Here is a 3,332-nt window from a genome sequence, read left to right as displayed (position 1 = left end):
ATTCGGCGCCGAACTGACGCTGGTCAAGACGGACGCGGCGCAAACGATGCTCGCACCAGATGCCTATGCGCGGATCGTCGACATCTCAGATCACCAGCACAGCGATCGTGTCGCCCTGACGGACGAAATCACGGAGGCTCTCGCCGAAACGAGATTCGACGGCATGCTGTGCCTCCATGACGAGGCCGTCGAACTTGGCGCACTCCTAGCCCAGAAACTGGGGCTGTCCTTCCCCACTCCCGAGGTCGCGCACCGCACGGTCAACAAGTCCGCCATGCGGGCCCGCCTCGACGAGGCCGGGCTCGGGTCCGTGGCCCACGGTGTGGTTGTCGGCGGCGGGGTCGAGTGGTCGGGAGCGGCCCCGACGTCGGAGATCGTGCTGAAGCCGGTCGATGGCCGGGCCAGCAGGGGCGTGACGTTCCACCGTTGCGCGGTCGAGCTACAAACGTGGCTGGACGACCATCCCGGCGAGGTCGAAGGATACCTAGTCGAAGAGCGAAAGCTAGGCCGGGAATTCAGCGTCGAGTCGCTCATCGTGCGATCCGGCGACGCCTGGCACGGCGTCACAGCCAAGACCACCAGCGGCGCGGTCGAATCCGGACACTTGCACCCGGCCCCGCTCGGCGCCGACGAGCGGGCGCGCATCGTGGCCACCGCGACCAAATGCCTTGACGCGTTGGGCATCGACCGAGGACTGTTGCACACCGAGGTGATCGTCGATAACGACGGCGCGGCGCACGTGGTCGAGACTCACCTTCGCGGCGGGGGCGACAACATTCTCGACCTCGTGCGGTTGGCCACCGGCCTGGATCTCCCAGAGCTCTATGTGCGGGACGTTCTCGAGGGTCTCGACGCGATTCCGGCGGCGATCAATCTCGGCTTCGCAAGTAGCCAGTTCGCGTTCCCGGTCGAGACCGGCGTCATTTTGGAATGGGACCGTGTCGAGGAGGCACGCGCGATGCCCGGCGTGGAAGCCGTGACCACCCTCCTCAATGTGGGAGAGCGGGTTTCGCCGAAGGTCACGTCCAGCTATGGACGATCCGTGTGCGCGCTCGCCCATGCGGCCGACCCGACGAATGCGTACAAACGGGCGCGCGCCGCTGCACTGACGCCCCAACCAGTCGTGGAGCCGGTGTAATGGCTTCGTTGTTTCCTCGGTGGCCCGGCCTGCGCCTGCTCGCCGGGTCCACGTTGTTCAACCTGGCGTCAGGCTGCTACACCATCACGCTCGGGCAAGCGCTGTTCGAGAAGTCGGGATCGGTGTCGGCCTTCACCGGCATCGTCGTGATCGAGTACGTCGTGCCAGTGATCTTGGGGGCTCTTGCCGGGAGCATGGCCGACCGCATAAACCCCGCTGTGCTGTGTGCAGTCGCGTCCATCATTCCCGCTCTCTCGTTAGTCGCGTATCTCGTCGCGCCCATGGGCTTGTTGGTCGTGGCCGGTATCGCGATCGGCCTCGTCATAAACCTCGCCCGCCCGTTCTATCGAGCGGGAATCTTCGCGGTCGGGCCGCGATCCCTGGATCCCGCCGAACTCCCCCGGTACAACATGCGGTGGACGGTTTCTGTTCAGGCCGGCCAGATCATCGGTGGTGCGGTTGCTGGCGGATTCCTTTGGGCCGCAGGGCCGAAGTGGGCATTTCTGGCCGCCGCCGCCTCGTACGCCCTGGCGGCATATGCGCTGGCGTCGGCGCGTTCGACGATCTCGACGACGCTCGACGACGACGGCGCGACCGACGACACGGGGTGGAGCTCTGTACTGCGTGAGGCGGTCAGTAGTACCCAGTCGGTCCTGTCATTGCTGCTTCTGGGCGTCGACTTTCTGACGATCGCCGCGTTCAATGTGGCGCTGGCTCCACTTGTCCACCGGCTCTATGGAAATGAGAGCTGGCTGGGAATTCTGGACGTCTGTTTTGCGGCCGGCGCGGTGGTGGCCCCGGTTTTGTGGGCGCGGTGCTCGTCGTTGTCGACCAGGCAGGCCGTTACCTCTGGCTTCGCGATACAGATTGCGGGATTCGCGGCTATCGCGCTCGCGATCGAATCGGGCGGCACCGTCGGGCAGGCGGGTGTGCCATTCGGCGCGGTCCTCCTTGGGCTCGGCGTCGCGGTGTCGTCGAGCCAGCAAGTGAGCATTCTCCAAGCCTGGGCCAAGGCATCGACGATCGGCAAAGTCGGTGCGCTGCGGCAGGCGGTAATCGGTCTCACGACGGCGATGACCCTGCCGGTGGTCGGACACATGGTCGACGTGGATCTCGCGGCGGCCTACGGAGTTGTGGTTGCCGTACTGGTGGTGGTCGTGTTTGTGAACGTGGGCGTCGCCAGCCGCGAGAAGGCAACCGCTGTAGATGTCGGTTCACCCATTGACCGAGGAGTCCCGAAGTGACCAACACCGTTCTGTACAGCTACCTGATCGGCTGGATCATCACGTCGGTCGGCCTGGCGTTGATCACTCGCCATCAGTCGCGTCCACGATCCGTCATCGTTGCGGCCGGGGCGGTCTGGCCGCTCCTGGTCCTCGGGGCAGCCCAGTTTGCAGTCGTCGCGCTCTTCACGGAAGTAGTGCGCATTCGTGAGCCGAGTCAGCTGACCGAATTGCGTTGAGCCGCCGGTCGTTTACCAGAACTGACCAAGCGTCAGTGCCGGTCGGCTACTTTTACTATGTGGAACCACCCCACAGCTACGTGCTCGAGACATCCACTTCGGTGGTGCACCACGGGGACTACCTGAACCGCCGTGACGACCAGGCGTTCTGCGGAGCAGCGTTGGAGAATCCGGCGGCGCTAGACCCGACAAGCCGTCCAGTCGCGGTGTGCCCTGACTGTGAGGCGAAGGTAGTGGAGTACCACCTCAAATGGTGGCGCGAAAGGGCCGAGGCGGCGACGGCGGAGCTTGATGAGCTGCGCGTCAAGTACCGCGAGCTGGCGGAATACGTCGATGATGAGCGTCGTCAAGTCACCGAAGTGCCGAGCGGCGAGAAACCTGAGAGTCGCCGTGAGATTGACGAAGAGCCGCAGACCAGCTCGACAGCTGAGCAAGACGAGACGACGCCGACATCGCTGCTCGGCCAGGCCCGAAAGGAACTCTTAGAGCTCTGTCGGGGATTTGATGAAACTGTTCCCTTCTTTCGTGTGAAGAACAGTATGGAGGCGTTCAGTGACAAGCTGAAGTCCGACGAGAGGGTTCTTCTTGCACAGGAGATCGGCGCTGACGGATCTCTAATACGGTGGTGCACTAAAGAAATTGAAGGTCTGGGATTGCAGGTTTCGAATAACCCTGTGCACGGCGACGCCGACGCGATGATGGACGCCTGGACTCAGGATCTCTACCAAACGC

General features: G+C 63.8%; 4 protein-coding genes. All 4 read left to right on the top strand.

Annotation, left to right across the window (positions count from 1 at the left end):
• The coding region (locus VFH65_RS10670) for an ATP-grasp domain-containing protein (RefSeq protein ID WP_353321303.1) at positions 1-1,138 on the top strand (1,138 nt) is incomplete at its 5' end.
• On the top strand, positions 1,138-2,382 hold the full coding sequence (locus VFH65_RS10665) for a hypothetical protein (protein WP_353321302.1): 1,245 nt from the start codon (positions 1,138-1,140) through the stop codon (positions 2,380-2,382). The genes VFH65_RS10670 and VFH65_RS10665, both read left to right, overlap by 1 nt.
• The gene (locus tag VFH65_RS10660; protein ID WP_353321301.1) at positions 2,379-2,600 is read left to right on the top strand and encodes a hypothetical protein; all 222 of its coding nucleotides are present in this window, start codon (positions 2,379-2,381) and stop codon (positions 2,598-2,600) included. The genes VFH65_RS10665 and VFH65_RS10660 overlap by 4 nt, the downstream gene beginning before the upstream one ends.
• A 35-nt stretch (positions 2,601-2,635) precedes the next feature.
• Positions 2,636-3,332, top strand: a 697-nt coding sequence (locus VFH65_RS10655; protein WP_353321300.1) for a hypothetical protein, incomplete at its 3' end; no start/stop codon positions are given.

This window comes from Mycobacterium sp. (assembly GCF_035697385.1).
Taxonomy (GTDB): domain Bacteria; phylum Actinomycetota; class Actinomycetes; order Mycobacteriales; family Mycobacteriaceae; genus Mycobacterium.
The sequence above is the reverse complement of the archived record's forward strand: the minus strand, read 5'-3'. Positions and strand labels throughout refer to the sequence as shown.